The following is a 14,236-nucleotide window of genomic DNA, read 5'->3' on the forward strand; positions in this document are numbered from 1 at the left end:
AATTTGTAAGAAATAATTTAGGAAACATATGGCAGTAAAGAAAGACAGAGTACTTTGGGCAGATGATGAGATCGATTTGTTGAAACCTCACATTTTGTTTCTACAGGATAAAGGGTATGAAGTGATTCCGGTGATCAGCGGGCAGGATGCTATCGACTGTTGCCGGGAGCAATCGTTCGATATCATATTCCTGGACGAGAACATGCCGGGTCTGACCGGTTTGGAGACACTGGCACAGATCAAAGAAATCAACCCCAACGTTCCGGTCGTCATGGTTACCAAAAGCGAGGAAGAGAGCATCATGAACCAGGCTATCGGGAATAAGATTGCCGATTACCTGATCAAGCCGGTCAACCCGAATCAACTGCTTCTTTCCATCAAAAAGAACGTTCATAAAAATGTGATTATTTCGGAAACGACGACAGTCGGCTACCAGCAGGAATTCAACCGTATCGGCATGCAGATCAACGATTCGCTAACCACCGACGATTGGATGGAGCTATACAAGAAACTAGTTTACTGGGAGCTGGAGCTGGAAAGCAGCCAGGTACAAATGACCGATATGCTCCGGATGCAGAAAGAAGAAGCGAATAAAGCTTTCGGCAAATTCGTAAAGAAGAATTACGTAAACTGGATACAGAACCCAGCCGAGCGTCCTTTGATGAGTCCGGACCTGTTCAAGAAAAAAGTATTCCCGTTGCTGGATAACGACGAGAAGGTCTTTTTCATCCTGATCGATAACTTCCGTCTGGACCAGTGGCGCGTGGTAAAAGACCTGCTGGCTGAATATTTCACTTTCGATGAAGGATTATATTACAGTATTCTGCCTACTGCTACCCAATATGCACGCAATTCCATCTTCTCTGGCCTGATGCCTTTGCAGATAGAGAAAATGTTCCCGGATTTATGGGTGGACGAGGAAAGTGAAGAAGGCAAGAACCTGAACGAAGAACCTTTGATCCAGACACAGATCGACCGCTTCCGTAAGAAATATAGCTTCTCTTACAACAAAGTACACGATTCGCAATACGGAGAAAAGCTACTGAATATGATCTCTTCTCTGACACATAACCAGTTGAATGTCGTTGTCCTCAACTTCGTGGATATGTTGTCGCATGCCCGTACGGAAATGAAAATGATCCGTGAACTGGCGCAGAGCGAAGCGGCTTACCGCAGCCTGACCCGTTCCTGGTTTCAGCATTCCACCACTTTGGAGCTGTTCAAACGTATCTCCGACAAAGGTTATAAAGTAATTGTGACCACCGACCACGGGACCATTCGTGTCGACAACCCGATCAAAGTGATCGGTGACCGAAACACGAATACAAATCTCCGTTATAAAGTCGGTAAAAATTTGAATTACAACCCGAAGGAGGTACTGGAAATACGTGACCCGGAAAAAGTGGGCCTGCCCTCTCCTAACCTGAGCAGTAAATACATTTTTGCGATGAACGATGACTTCTTCGCCTATCCGAATAACTACAATTATTATGTTTCTTATTACAAGAATACATTCCAGCATGGCGGGATTTCGATGGAGGAAATGATGGTACCGTTTATCACCATGATACCAAAATAATTGAAAATTGAGAATTGAGAATTGAAAATTAATATACCTTTGCAGGTAGATTACAAATGATCAATAATCAACAGACATCATGAGTATTATCAAGATTGAGAATTTAGATACCATCCGCCAGGCTGCCAAAGAGTTCATTGCCGGAATGGATGACCGTACCGTTTTTGCTTTCCATGGTAATATGGGAGCAGGTAAAACGACTTTTATCAAAGCGATTTGCGAAGAGTTAGGAGTAGAAGATGTTATCAACAGTCCGACATTTGCTATCATCAACGAATACCGTAGTGATACGACCGGCGAACTGATTTATCATTTCGACTTCTACCGCATCAACAAACTGAGCGAAGCAGAAGACATCGGTACAGAAGATTATTTCTACAGCGGTGCCCTTTGCTTTATCGAATGGCCGGAAAAGATCGAAGATTTACTTCCCGGCGATGTGGTGGATGTAACGATCAGTGAAAATCCTGACGGCTCACGGACCGTAGAAGTAAAATAACCGATGGAACCGACCGATTATTTCCTGTTAGCTATCTTTATCGCTCTGGGAGCCTTCTCTCTGATCGCCGCTATCTTTAATTTCGACTGGTATTTTGAAACCAGCGGAGCAACTACCTTTGTCAACAAATTCGGCAGGAAAGGAGCACGTATCTTTTATGCCTTGTTGGGATCGGCATTGATCGGATGCGGCGTACTTGGTCTGATTTATTGGTAATAGAAAATATTACCAGCAAGCTTATTTATCTATCTAAAATAAAAGACCTATGAAAAGAACTAATTATGTTTACTATGTATTAGTATGTATGTTACTGTGCTTTACAGCCTGCGATAAAGACAAGTCATCGATAGAAGATGAAATCCCGGCTGCAATCAAGAGTGATTTCTCTAAACGGTCTCCTTCGGCAGAGATCACTACTTTCAATAATTATTCAAATAACATTTTCCTAATAAATTATATTGACCAGGAGCAAAATGAGGCATCCACTTGGTACGAGAATGAGAACTGGGAAATGACCTATACGCAGATCAGCGATATTCAGCGACTCCCATTTGAAGTCCTGAATGCTTTTATGGGTACTCAATATCGTGATGCAAAAGACATAGAAATATCTAAAACAGAGCGGACCGGAATAGACAAAGCCCTTTACATGATACACTTCCAGTATCGCTGGAAAGATGTAGAAAATGTAGAGCATTATGTTTTTATCAGTGAGGACGGACTAGTTCTATCAACGTTCACATGGAAGCCTAACGACACACGATGGTTTGTAAAACTACCTCAAGATCACTTTGATTTTATTGCGAGAAAATATAACGGAGCTGAAATAAAAGGATATGTAAACAATGCCGGAGAACATGAATATTTCATCCTCCACAATGATACCGTCAAATATGTAACTTTCAGAGGGACTGTTTCCACTGATTGGGGTTTTTGGAAAGAAACAAGATACGAACTTAACAAAAACACGAAAATCCCGGATAATGTGGCTACGGCACTGACACATATCGATCCGGATTTTACCTATACGAACCTCTATTATATAGAATCGAATGACGGGAACTGGTATTTCTTTCAGGACAAAACAAGGGATAACGAACTGGGCTATAATATCAGCGAAGACACCGCAGAATGACACCTTCCTTACAAATAAAAAAGCCAACTAACTCATTATGGATTAGTTGGCTTTTTTATTTATTGTTATCCGGTTCTTACTCCATCAACATAAAGTCCAATTGCTTGCGTTCCAAATTTGCATTTGCGATCTTCACAGTCACCGGGTCACCCAGGCGGAAGCGACGTTTCTTGCGACGGCCGATCAGGCTGTATGTTTCTTCATCCATGTCGTAGAAATCGTCACCGAGATCACGGATAGGCACAAGCCCTTCACATTTATTCTCGTTCAGCTCCACGTATAACCCCCATTCCGTAACGCCGGAGATCACACCATCGAACACCATGCCCAGCTTATCCTGCATGAACTCGACCTGCTTGTATTTGATAGAAGCACGTTCGGCATTTGCCGCCACCTGCTCCATCGTCGAGCAATGGTCGCATTTCTCTTCGTACTTCGCTTTTACCACGCTACGTCCGCCATCCAGATAGCGTTCCAGTAAACGATGCACCATCATATCCGGATAACGGCGGATAGGAGAAGTAAAATGCGTATAATATTCAAATGCCAGACCATAATGACCAATATTCTCTGTCGTATAACGGGCTTTCTGCATCGAACGGATAGCTAACGTCTCGATCAGGTTCTCTTCCGGTTTATCATGCACTTCATCCAGCAAACGGTTCAGATTGCGTGAAATATCTATCTTACTGCTTCCTTCCGTTTTCATCTTATAACCGAAGCGGCGGATAAAGGCGGCAAAGTTCTCCAGTTTGTCCGGATCGGGCAGGTCGTGGATACGGTAAACAAAGGTCTTCTTCGTCTTCCCTTTAGGTACTTTACCGACAAATTCAGCCACCGTACGGTTCGCCAGCAACATAAACTCTTCAATCAGTTTGTTGGCATCTTTCGATTCCTTAATATAGGTGCTGATCGGCTTTCCGGTCTCATCGATCTCGAAGCGAACTTCGAAGCGGTCGAAATTAACGGCTCCGTTTTGGAAACGTTTCTCCCGCAATTTTTTAGCCAACCGGTCCAATACCAGTATTTCATCTTTATAGTCACCTTCTCCCGTCTCGATCACCAGCTGTGCCTCCTCATACGTAAAACGGCGGTCACTCTTGATCACGGTACGTCCGATATGCGATTTCTTTACATTCGCCTCATCGTCCAGTTCAAAAACAGCAGAGAAACATAACTTCTCTTCATCCGGACGCAACGAACAGATCTGATTACACAAGCGTTCCGGCAACATCGGGATGGTACGGTCTACCAGATAAACAGATGTTGCCCGGCTTTCCGCCTCACGGTCGATCAGGCTTTCCGGTTTCACATAATGCGTTACATCAGCAATATGTACGCCCACTTCCCAAGAGCCGTTATCCAAATGGCGGATAGACAAGGCATCATCGAAGTCCTTCGCATCTTTCGGGTCGATGGTGAAAGTCAGAATCTGACGGAAGTCCTCACGCTTGGCGATCTCTTCCTCAGGAATGGCATCGGATATTTTATTTGCCGCTTTCTCCACATTCTCCGGATAGGTATACGGCAAACCGAACTCAGCCAGTATCGCATGCATCTCTGCCGTATTCTGACCGGCTACACCCAAAATGTCAACTACTTCACCCAGCGGATTCTTGGCTTCATCGGGCCATTCCACGATACGGACAATAGCCTTATCGCCGTTCTTTCCGCCTTTCAGTTTGTCTTTCGGGATAAATATATCGTTGGCAAGTGTCTTGTTCTCGGTGATCAGGAAGGCAAAGCCTTTCGTCACTTGCAACTTACCGACAAATGTCTTTTTCTGACTTTCCAGCACCTCGATCACTTCGGCTTCCGGTTCAGCTCCCTTGCGTTTAGCAAACAACTGCACCTTCACCTTGTCGCCGTCCATCGCATGTCCGGAATTTCGTTCTGCCACGAAAACCGGCGCACCACCGTCTTCCGGTATAAACGAGTTCTTCCCGTTGCTCCGACGTCCGAATGTTCCGATTGCAGTCGTACCGAGACCGTTATAGCGATAACGTCCGCGGTCTATTTCTGTAATAAAGTTCTCGGCAGAAAGATCATACAGCAGGTCTACCACCTGTAGTTTCTGTACCTGGCTTTCCACGCCGATCAGTTTGCTTATTTGTTTATAGTTAAATGGTTCCTTGGGAGAGGATTGAAAGACAGACATCACAGAATGAAGCATAGCTTCTTTCTTCATACGTTTTGCCTTATTCTTTTTCGGTTTATTTTCTTTATTATCCTTCTTCCCGGATTTGTTTTTCGTCATATATATCTTGTTATTTAATGAGAGAATCTCTTCCCTCCTGCAAAATAAACAATTATAACCTGTATTTTGTTTACAAACAGATTAAATGATTGCTTATTCTGTCTGTTACTTAAATTTGTAAGGCTTCGGTCCGCTTGTTCCGGGTTTACAAACAAAAAGACTGCCGCTAAGAGGGTATTCTTCCAATTGTTCCTTCGAAAGTCCGGCCCGTGCCGTTGTAATGTAGAGCGTATCCATATCCTTGCCCCCGAATGCACAGGAAGCGACGTTAGGAGCCGGAACTTCTACTTTTGCCAGCAGCTCGCCCGTGTAAGGGCAATAGCAGTACACACCGAAACCGCCCCATTGAGCCACCCATAAATTATCGTTGCCATCGATTGTCATTCCGTCAGGAGCACCCGAACCCGCCGGCAATGTGACAGCAATACCATCGAACAGGATCTCTCCCGACTTTTCATCATACCGGTAACGAGCCACCTTACCGGTCGGAGTATCATTATAATACATATACTTTTTATTCGCCGACCAAACAATCCCGTTAGAAATAGTCACCGCCTTCAACTTGGTCGTCACCGTACCGTCAGAATCAACTGTGTATAATGTCCCTGCATCTTTAGGAGCACCAAAACCCATTGTCCCTATCCACAAACGGCCAGCCGGATCACATTTGCCGTCGTTGCATCTGACTTTCCCCTCATGGTCGGGAATCGGAGCTACCGACGACAGACTTCCGTCATTCAGATTCACCCGTACAATCTCATCTTGAAGAGAAACGACAACCGTACTGTCTGTCTCCGGCACGACAGTCGAAACCATGCGATCAAATTCCCATGTTTTACAATCCTGCTTATCCGGATAATATTCATACAACGTCTGCCCTTCAATGTCTACCCAGAATAACGTATTCCTGTCCGGATGCCAGATAGAGCCTTCGCCGGTTGTTGCTTCCGCTTTAAATGCCAGGTCCGAATGAAGTTCTTTCGGAGTAAATTTACATGATGAGCCCGTGATAAGAGGTACTGTCAACATAATTATTTTGATTAAGTTTTTCATGGTGAATAATCTATTTCGCGCCTGTTATACATGCAAATATAATGGTAATTTAACAATCCTAGCTAAGAACAGCCAATTAATTACCCAAAAGAGGAGACTATTTATCCATATCGCATCCGGACAGGACACCGGGCCGGTTGGAGGTAGCTGCCGGAGTTGCCGGAATTTCCTGCTTAGGAAACTCCGGTTTCCCAGGCAGGAAACTCTAGTTCCCTCCGCAGGAAATTACAGTTCCCCGCGCAGGGAACTGGAGTTTCCAAAGCAAGGAACTACGAGGAAACTGTAATAAACTGGGAATCTGCCCACTAAGCATTTTCACAAAGTCCCTGTTGTAAAGGACTAAATCCGGCATATTTAAAAGTCGGAAAACAGGTCTCACCGAGACCTAAACGACTAATTAACAAATTAACTAAGTAGCGGATTATTAAGTAACGAATTAATTGTGTAAATTTGCCGTTCTAATTAAATGAACCAATGAGCGTAGTAATTAAAGAAGTTACCAGCAAAAAGGAACTGAAGAAATTCGTTAAGTTCAATATTGATTTATACAAAGGTAACCCCTATCATATACCGGGATTGATCGAAGAGGAGATGGTTACACTGGATAAGAAAAAGAATCCGGCATTCGAAGTTTGCGATGCCGTCTATTTTCTTGCCTATAAGGATGATAAGATTGTCGGCCGTATTGCCGGAATGATCAATCGTCGCAGTAACGAAGTGTGGAACCAGGAACGTGCCCGCTTCGGTTTCCTTGATTTCATCGATGATGCCGAGGTAGTCGATGCCCTGTTCGGTGCTGTTGAAAAATGGGCGAAAGAACAAGGGATGAAGGAGATACACGGGCCGATGGGATTTACCGATATGGATCATGAAGGGATGCTGATCGAAGGATTCGACCAACTCGGGACGATGGCTGCGATTTACAATTATCCTTATTACCCGAAACATATGGAACGTATCGGCTATGAGAAAGATCAGGACTGGCACGAGTTCAAGATATATATACCGGAAGGTATTCCCGAAAAACATCAACGTATCGGAGAGATCGTTAAAAAGAAATACGGCTTGAAAACCATGAAGTTCAAAAACACAAAGGAGATATGGCCGTATGCACAGAAGATATTCGAAACTTTGAATGCTGCTTACGCTCCATTGTACGGTTTTGCTCCGCTGACACAGAAGCAGATCGATTATTATGTGAAGCAGTATATCCCGATGATCCGTCTGGATCTGGTGACTCTTATTATCCGGGAAGAAGACGATACGGTAGTAGGTTTTGGAATTTCGCTGCCCAGTCTCTCGCATGCTATGCAGAAGGCAAAAGGACATTTGTTTCCTTTCGGATGGATACATCTGCTGAAAGCATTGAAAACGAAACCGAAAGTGATCGACCTGTATCTGACAGGCGTATTGCCGGAATATCAGAATAAAGGGGTAAATGCGTTGCTGTTCAACGATCTTATTCCCGTATATATCAATCTGGGAGTCGAATATGCCGAAAGTAACCCGGAGTTGGCAAGCAACAATGCCGTACAGGCCCAATGGGATTATTTCAAGCGTGAACACCATAAGACAAGAAGAGCTTTTATCAAAAAATTAAAATAAGGATTTTCTATGGAAGAACTGAATTCAACAATGCAACAACCGACAGCGTATAATGACGACGATATCAAGACGCTGGATTGGATGGAACATATCCGCCGGCGCCCAGGTATGTATATTGGTAAATTGGGAGATGGCAGCTATGCGGATGATGGTATCTATGTATTGCTGAAAGAGGTACTCGACAACTCTATCGACGAATACATGATGGGGTATGGCAAAACCATAGAAGTGACCGTGGAAGAAGGAACCGTCTCTGTCAGGGACTATGGCCGCGGTGTTCCTCTGGGAAAGGTGGTCGACGTTTCCAGCAAGATGAATACAGGTGCCAAGTACGACAGTAAGGCTTTTAAAAAGTCTGTCGGACTGAACGGTGTCGGTATCAAAGCCGTGAACGCCCTGAGCAGTTATTTCCTGATCACCAGTTTCCGTGACGGAGAATGCAAGCGGGTCGAATACAACAAGGCAATCATCACCGAAGAATCCGGTATCCAGCCGACTACCGAAGCAAACGGGACGCTAACCTATTTCATTCCCGACAAAGAGATTTTCAAGGAATACCAGTATAAGGACGAGTTTATCGAGAGCCTTCTGAAGAATTATGTCTTTCTAAACTCGGGTCTGACCATTATGTACAACGGGAAAAAGTTCCACTCACGTAACGGACTGGTCGACCTGTTGAATGAAAATATGACCACCGAACCTCTCTATCCGATCATCCACCTGAACGGAGAAGACATCGAGGTGGTTATCACCCATAGCAATCAATACGGCGAAGAATATTACTCTTTCGTGAACGGTCAGTACACGACACAGGGAGGAACGCATCTTTCCGCTTTCCGTGAAACGCTGGGACGTGTCATTAAAGAGTATTACAACAAGAACTTCGAATATTCGGATATCCGTGCGGGTATCGTTGCCGCCATCAGCATCAAGGTAGAAGAGCCGGTGTTCGAGAGCCAGACAAAAACCAAGCTGGGTTCCAAAGATATAGGTCCCGAAGGTCCGACTGTGGCTAAATTTGTCGGTGACTTTATCAAGAAAGAGCTGGATAACTATCTCCATAAGAACACCGATACTTCAGAAGCGTTGCTGCGTAAGATACTGGAGTCGGAAAAAGAACGCAAGGCCATTGCCGGCGTAACCAAACTGGCACGCGAAAGAGCCAAAAAGGCGAACCTGCATAATAAGAAACTGCGTGACTGTCGTATCCACCTGAATGATGCCAAAGGCGACCGTACGGAAGAAAGTTGCATCTTCATCACCGAGGGTGACTCGGCAAGCGGATCCATCACGAAGAGCCGCGACCCGAACCTGCAGGCTGTTTTCAGTTTGCGCGGTAAGCCGCTCAACAGTTTCGGCCTGACTAAAAAGATCGTTTACGAAAATGAAGAGTTCAACCTGCTGCAAGCCGCTCTGAATATTGAAGACGGCCTGGAAGGTCTGAGATATAACAAAGTCATTATTGCTACCGATGCCGATGTCGACGGTATGCACATCCGCCTGTTGCTGATCACTTTCTTTTTGCAGTTCTTCCCCGACCTGATCAAACGGAATCATGTCTATATCCTGCAAACTCCGCTTTTCCGTGTACGTAACAAGCAAAAGACGTATTATTGCTATTCGGAAGAAGAACGGCTGGCAGCCATCCAGGCTGTCGGAAAGAATCCGGAGATTACCCGATTCAAAGGTTTGGGAGAAATCTCACCGGACGAGTTCCGCAACTTTATCGGCAAAGACATGCGTCTCGACCCGGTAACAATGAAAAAAGAAGACCTGGTGAAAGATATGCTTGAATTTTATATGGGTAAGAACACCATGGAAAGACAGAACTTTATCATCGATAACCTGGTTGTAGAAGAGGACGTTGTTAATTGACAATGGACAATTGACAATGAAATATAAATAATGGAAAAGAATATAACAGACAAGAATATGGATACCTCTCCCGATAATTGTCAATTGTCAATTGTCAATTGTCAATTAAATAAGCGTATCGCCTTGTTCCCCGGAACATTCGATCCTTTTACGATCGGACATCAGTCACTGGTAAGCCGCGGGCTGGCACTGGTCGACGAGATCATTATTTCTATCGGTATCAACGACAAGAAACAGACCTACTTCTCACTCGAAAAACGGGTCGAAGCCATCCGCAGTCTCTATAAAGACGAACCGCGGGTAAAAGTAATGTCGTACGATTCGTTGACCGTCGATTTTGCCAAAGAAGTCGGTGCCGGTTTTATCATGCGCGGCATCCGTACCGTCAACGATTTCGAATACGAGAAGAGCATCGCCGATGTCAACCGTAAACTGAGCGGCATCGAAACGTTCATTCTCTTTACAGAGCCTGAACATACGCACATCAGTTCCAGCATTGTACGCGAACTGCTGCGGTATGGCAAAGATATTTCACTGTTCGTTCCGAAGGGAACCAACTTATATTGACTATTTACGAAACAAAAATTAAAATGAAACGAATCGTAGTATCCCTGCTTGTCCTGATGGTCGCCATCACGACGGCAGTGGCCCAGAAACCGAATCCCGATGCCCGTAAATTATCCATGGCGTTATATGCCATCTCGAATCTCTATGTAGATCCGGTGGATGATTCCAAGCTGGTGGAAGATGCGATCATCGGCATGCTGGAAAAACTGGACCCGCATTCCAACTATATGGATCCGGAAGAGACAAAAGAGATGACTGAACCGTTGCAAGGCAACTTTGACGGTATCGGTATCCAGTTCAATATGCTGACAGATACATTATATGTTATCCAGGTAATCCCCGGCGGTCCTTCCGAAAAGGTTGGTCTGGTAGCCGGCGACCGTATCATCATGGTCGACGATACATTGATCGCCGGTGTTAAAATGAAAACGACTGACATCATGAAACGCCTGCGCGGACCGAAAGGGACCGAGGTCAGCATAAAGGTGTTGCGTAATAAGAATCCGGAGCTGATCGAATTCAAGATCATCCGTGGTAAGATCCCTGTAACCAGCCTGGATGCCGCCTATATGGCAGACAAGCAGACCGGCTATATCAAGCTGAACCGTTTTGCCGCCTCCTCAGCAGACGAGTTCCGTGACGCTCTTGCCAAGCTGAAGAAACAGGGAATGAAGAACCTGATCCTCGACCTGCAAGGAAATGGCGGAGGCTATCTCAATATCGCTATCGAACTGGCGGATGAATTTCTAGATAAAGACAAACTGATCGTTTACACAGAAGGAAACAAACAACCGCGTGATGAAGCAAAGTCAACGGTAAAAGGAAACTTTGAAGAAGGCCGCCTGGTCATTATGGTAGACGAATCGTCGGCTTCTGCCAGCGAGATCCTGTCCGGTGCCGTACAAGACTGGGACCGTGGTGTAGTTGTCGGTCGCCGCACATTCGGTAAAGGACTGGTTCAGAAACCAATCCCTATGCCGGATGGTTCAATGATCCGTCTGACAGTAGCCCGTTATTACACACCTACCGGACGAAGTATCCAGAAACATTATGAGAACGGTAAACTGGAGGACTACCAGCACGACCTGATCGACCGCTATAATCGTGGCGAACTGATGAGTGCCGACAGCATCCATTTCCCTGATTCAATGAAATACAATACACTGGAGACTAAACGTATCGTTTACGGCGGCGGCGGTATCATGCCCGACGTATTTATCCCTGTAGACACAACCCGCTATACCGATTACCACCGTAATCTGGTAGCCAGCGGACTGGTGAACCGTGTTTCCATGAGTTATCTGGACCGCAACCGTGCCGCGATGACCAAGAATTATCCGAAGTTCAGCCAGTACAAGAAAGATTTCGTTGTTCCTGAAGAGACATTACAGGAATTGATCGAACTGGGCAAAGGTGAGAAGATCGAGTTCAACGAAGAACAATACAATCGTTCCAAGCCACTTATCACTCTTCAGATAAAGGCTCTGATCGCCCGCGACCTGTACGATATGGCCGAATATTTCCAGATCATCAACGACGATAATCCCAGTTTCAAGGAAGCTCTCCGCATCATCAATGACGAGGCTGTTTATAATAAGGAGCTGGGGAAGTAGAAATAATTCGAAGAAGAAGATATTTCCCGTATTATAAAAATAGAACCGACAAAGAATATAAATCTTTGTCGGTTCTATTTTTTTAGTAAGCCGGAAGCCATTCAATCTTTTTATGCTATTTCATATTTTGCCTGATCATTTGTCCTACTTCTCTCAATGTTTTCACATCGATATCCCGAATACGTCCCTCATAGTCCGGCCCTATATTGACTGAGAAGATATTTTCATATTCGACAGCCTTCCGGTAATCCTCGTATATCTTAGATGCCGGATGACACAGATTATCATGCTTGGGAAGCGAATAAAACCAGGTCGCTCCGCCCTCATGAGGAGGAAGAAGCGGATAAGTAAATTCTGCTACCAAGTATCCTTTATAGCTGGCTTCCTGTTCTTTATTATATTTTGTAGCTTCACTGTCTCCTAAGCGTCCAGGAGTTCCCATCTCCCGCAGACATAAACGCCCGGACGGTTCACCATGGTTATACCCTACAAAACAATTAGGCTGGAACTGATGTACCCAACGGGTTGTTTCATCGTGCGAGAGACCACCGTCACCGGTTGCATGGTCAAACCAGATAAGTTCTATCGGACCATATTCCGTCAACAGTTCCTTTAACTGCGCCTTCTTTACTTCGGGATTATAACCTCCACCTTTTCCACGTGTAGCCTCAGGCCAGTTCCAGTCGCCTTCGGAAAAATAAATACCCAGCTTTATACCGTATTTATCACAGGACTTACGTAACATAGCCAACACGTCTTTTCCCAAAGGAGCATTCGTTACTTTAAAATCCGTTGTCTTGGTATCCCACAAACAAAAGCCGTCATGATGCTTTGTTAACAGATAAATATAATTCATACCGGCCTCCTTTGCCGTTTTCGCCCATTGGTCGGTATCACATTTCGTTGCACGGAAAAAATCCACCGGAAGTTCTTCCCCTGTCCATTCCTTACCGGAAAAAGTACTCAAAGACCAGCAAATGAACATGCCAAACTTCATATCTTTCATTTGGCGTGCTCTTTCTTCATCGGGAACAGGCTCTTTATCAATTATCTGTTTTGGATTCAAACAAGAAGTAAACAGCAAAAGAGACAATAGGCAGACCTGTAAAGTAAATTCTAAAGATGTTTTCATACATTACAATTTAAAGTTTGAACAAAAATATAGAATTACATTATTTTGCCATTGTAAAATAAAACTCTATAATTGCACTATCTTATTATAATCCATTTTCCAATGATCCACTTGCACCAGACATACGAGATTCTCACCGGAGGTTTTTATACAGGAAACTGTTCCTGGAATAAAAAGCGGACTGAAATAGATAACTGTTTTAAAATATACCAGTTAACAGAAGGTGAAGTATATATCTGCAATGAGGAACAGGAATTTATACTGGAAAAAGACAGAATATACTTTATTAATGGGAGTAAATTTTCCCATCAATACTGCAGACAGTCATTTTCGACTCATTGGTTGCATTTTATTCCTAAAGACCTGGTTGTCTATCAAGGATTGTTATCTTTACCCCTCATTGTCGACCTGTCCGATGAGAAAAACGGACAGTTTCATCGTATGTTCGATACAGAACGATTGCAGTCACTCAATTTCACGTCCTATCAAGAATATACGCTGGAATTGCTGAAAGCACAGACATTCATACAATCAAGCGTTATTGCGCTATTAGAAAAATATCCATTAGAAAATAACAAGCATATTCCGGATACACAACGTGTACAACCGGCTATCCAATACATAAACGACCATTTTACAGAGCCGATCCGGTTAGAACAACTGGCAAACCTTTGCTGTATGTCCCCCAATTACTTTCATAAGATATTTACTCAGACATTAAATTCCACTCCGGCTAATTATATCACTCTATTGCGGATGAACACCGCCTTGCAGCAACTTATCAATAATAAATGTACAATAAAAGAAATCGCCTATGAACTAGGATTCACAGACGATGCCTATTTTTCCAGAGTGTTCAAAAAGTACTACGGTATTACTCCAGGAGACTACAAACAAAAGAGAAAAGAGATTTTATTTTAA

12 protein-coding genes are annotated in these 14,236 nt (G+C 44.2%); 9 read left to right on the forward strand and 3 right to left on the reverse strand.

Translation table 11 applies throughout. The features are described 5' to 3' along the window. The first annotated feature begins 28 nt into the window (after positions 1-28). The 4 genes from porX to P3L47_RS04835 all read left to right on the forward strand — a co-directional run bounded on the left by porX (position 29) and on the right by P3L47_RS04835 (position 3,213). On the forward strand, positions 29-1,579 hold the full coding sequence (gene porX, locus P3L47_RS04820) for a T9SS response regulator signal transducer PorX (protein WP_122362230.1): 1,551 nt from the start codon (positions 29-31) through the stop codon (positions 1,577-1,579). Positions 1,580-1,658: 79 nt separating this feature from the next. Then, a complete protein-coding gene (tsaE, locus tag P3L47_RS04825; protein WP_122353169.1) occupies positions 1,659-2,078 on the forward strand; it encodes a tRNA (adenosine(37)-N6)-threonylcarbamoyltransferase complex ATPase subunit type 1 TsaE in 420 nt (139 codons plus the stop codon). A gap of 3 nt (positions 2,079-2,081) precedes the next feature. Then, complete coding sequence (locus tag P3L47_RS04830; protein WP_122362229.1) at positions 2,082-2,294, forward strand: immunity 17 family protein; 213 nt, start codon at positions 2,082-2,084, stop codon at positions 2,292-2,294. Positions 2,295-2,343: 49 nt separating this feature from the next. Further along, positions 2,344-3,213 (forward strand): hypothetical protein, encoded by an 870-nt coding sequence (locus P3L47_RS04835; protein ID WP_277782852.1) that lies wholly within the window; start codon positions 2,344-2,346, stop codon positions 3,211-3,213. Positions 3,214-3,289: 76 nt separating this feature from the next. Here the strand turns inward: P3L47_RS04835 and rnr are convergent, their stop codons facing one another. After that, positions 3,290-5,470: a ribonuclease R gene (gene rnr, locus P3L47_RS04840; RefSeq protein ID WP_277782853.1), complete on the reverse strand. Its 2,181-nt coding sequence runs from the start codon at positions 5,468-5,470 to the stop codon at positions 3,290-3,292. Between the two features lie 105 nt (positions 5,471-5,575). Then, entirely contained in the window at positions 5,576-6,499 is a 924-nt protein-coding gene (locus P3L47_RS04845) for an SMP-30/gluconolactonase/LRE family protein (RefSeq protein ID WP_277782854.1), read from the reverse strand. Between the two features lie 498 nt (positions 6,500-6,997). On the opposite strand from P3L47_RS04845, the gene P3L47_RS04850 reads away from it, so the two are divergent. The 4 genes from P3L47_RS04850 to P3L47_RS04865 are packed head-to-tail and all read left to right on the forward strand — an operon-like array spanning position 6,998 to position 12,183. Continuing rightward, positions 6,998-8,128 carry a hypothetical protein gene (locus P3L47_RS04850; RefSeq protein ID WP_277782855.1) on the forward strand — a complete coding sequence of 377 codons (1,131 nt, stop codon included), beginning with the start codon at positions 6,998-7,000 and terminating at the stop codon, positions 8,126-8,128. A 9-nt stretch (positions 8,129-8,137) separates the two neighbouring features. Further along, positions 8,138-10,003, forward strand: coding sequence for a DNA topoisomerase IV subunit B (locus P3L47_RS04855; RefSeq protein WP_122362225.1), 1,866 nt, complete (start codon positions 8,138-8,140; stop codon positions 10,001-10,003). A 57-nt stretch (positions 10,004-10,060) separates the two neighbouring features. Next, positions 10,061-10,570, forward strand: a complete 510-nt coding sequence (coaD, locus tag P3L47_RS04860) for a pantetheine-phosphate adenylyltransferase (RefSeq protein ID WP_122362259.1) — start codon at positions 10,061-10,063, stop codon at positions 10,568-10,570. 23 nt (positions 10,571-10,593) lie between these two features. After that, positions 10,594-12,183 carry a S41 family peptidase gene (locus P3L47_RS04865; RefSeq protein ID WP_277782856.1) on the forward strand — a complete coding sequence of 530 codons (1,590 nt, stop codon included), beginning with the start codon at positions 10,594-10,596 and terminating at the stop codon, positions 12,181-12,183. A 115-nt stretch (positions 12,184-12,298) separates the two neighbouring features. Here P3L47_RS04865 and P3L47_RS04870 read toward each other — a convergent pair whose 3' ends face one another. Continuing rightward, complete coding sequence (locus P3L47_RS04870) at positions 12,299-13,315, reverse strand: alpha-L-fucosidase (RefSeq protein WP_277782857.1); 1,017 nt, start codon at positions 13,313-13,315, stop codon at positions 12,299-12,301. 102 nt (positions 13,316-13,417) lie between these two features. On the opposite strand from P3L47_RS04870, the gene P3L47_RS04875 reads away from it, so the two are divergent. Further along, positions 13,418-14,236, forward strand: coding sequence for a helix-turn-helix transcriptional regulator (locus P3L47_RS04875; protein ID WP_277782858.1), 819 nt, complete (start codon positions 13,418-13,420; stop codon positions 14,234-14,236).

It is taken from the genome of Parabacteroides chongii, assembly GCF_029581355.1.
In the GTDB taxonomy this organism is placed as follows: domain Bacteria; phylum Bacteroidota; class Bacteroidia; order Bacteroidales; family Tannerellaceae; genus Parabacteroides; species Parabacteroides chongii.

Bases quoted from the DNA above. Each gene is read 5' to 3' on its own strand.
- rnr (WP_277782853.1), bottom strand. From the start codon at position 5,470: ATGACGAAAAACAAATCCGGGAAGAAGGATAATAAAGAAAATAAACCG.
- P3L47_RS04830 (WP_122362229.1), top strand. From the start codon at position 2,082: ATGGAACCGACCGATTATTTCCTGTTAGCTATCTTTATCGCTCTGGGA.
- P3L47_RS04870 (WP_277782857.1), bottom strand. From the start codon at position 13,315: ATGAAAACATCTTTAGAATTTACTTTACAGGTCTGCCTATTGTCTCTT.
- P3L47_RS04850 (WP_277782855.1), top strand. From the start codon at position 6,998: ATGAGCGTAGTAATTAAAGAAGTTACCAGCAAAAAGGAACTGAAGAAA.
- coaD (WP_122362259.1), top strand. From the start codon at position 10,061: ATGGATACCTCTCCCGATAATTGTCAATTGTCAATTGTCAATTGTCAA.
- P3L47_RS04855 (WP_122362225.1), top strand. From the start codon at position 8,138: ATGGAAGAACTGAATTCAACAATGCAACAACCGACAGCGTATAATGAC.
- porX (WP_122362230.1), top strand. From the start codon at position 29: ATGGCAGTAAAGAAAGACAGAGTACTTTGGGCAGATGATGAGATCGAT.
- P3L47_RS04845 (WP_277782854.1), bottom strand. From the start codon at position 6,499: ATGTTGACAGTACCTCTTATCACGGGCTCATCATGTAAATTTACTCCG.
- P3L47_RS04875 (WP_277782858.1), top strand. From the start codon at position 13,418: ATGATCCACTTGCACCAGACATACGAGATTCTCACCGGAGGTTTTTAT.
- P3L47_RS04865 (WP_277782856.1), top strand. From the start codon at position 10,594: ATGAAACGAATCGTAGTATCCCTGCTTGTCCTGATGGTCGCCATCACG.
- P3L47_RS04835 (WP_277782852.1), top strand. From the start codon at position 2,344: ATGAAAAGAACTAATTATGTTTACTATGTATTAGTATGTATGTTACTG.
- tsaE (WP_122353169.1), top strand. From the start codon at position 1,659: ATGAGTATTATCAAGATTGAGAATTTAGATACCATCCGCCAGGCTGCC.